At 70.7% G+C, this 550-nt stretch carries 1 protein-coding gene; it reads right to left on the reverse strand.

Annotation, left to right across the window (positions count from 1 at the left end; all coding sequences use genetic code 11):
- A partial coding sequence (locus tag Tanf_RS16770) for a hypothetical protein (RefSeq protein WP_201774594.1) occupies positions 1-245 on the reverse strand: 245 nt, incomplete at its 3' end.
- Positions 246-550: the final 305 nt, after the last annotated feature.

A 550-nucleotide genomic window follows, 5' to 3' on the forward strand; every position in this document is an offset into this window, starting at 1 on the left:
CCTCTTCTCCCTCCTCTCCTCTCCTCTCCCTCCCCTTCCCCCTTTTCCCTTCCTCTCTCCTCTTCCCTTTCCTCTTCTTTTCCCCCCCTCTCCCTTCTCTCTTCCTTCCTTTTTCCCTCTTTTTCCCTCCTTCTCCCCTCCTTTTCCCCCCCTTTCACCCTCTTCTCTCCCGCCCCCTCCCCCTCCCCGTCCTCCGCCTCCTTTCTCCCCCTCTCCCCCCTCTCTCCCTCCCTCTTCCCCTCCATCCCCCTCCCCTCCCCCCTCTCCCCTCCCACTCCACCGCCCCGACCCCCTCCTGCCGCAGTAACGCCGCCCCCCTCCCCCCTCCCCCCCCCCCTCACCCCCCCCCCCCCCGCCCCCCTCCACCCCCCCCCTCCCTTCCCCACCCCCGCCCCCCCCCCCACCCTCCCCTCCCCCACCTCCATCCCCCACCTCACCCCCCCCCCACCACACTCCGCCCCTCCCCCCCCCTCTCCCACGCCCTCCCCCCCCTCCCGCCTCTCGTCATCCCTTTCGACCTCCCGCAGCCCCCCATCCCTTACCGCATATG

The sequence above is a fragment of the Tannerella forsythia genome (assembly GCF_001006485.1).
In the GTDB taxonomy this organism is placed as follows: domain Bacteria; phylum Bacteroidota; class Bacteroidia; order Bacteroidales; family Tannerellaceae; genus Tannerella; species Tannerella forsythia.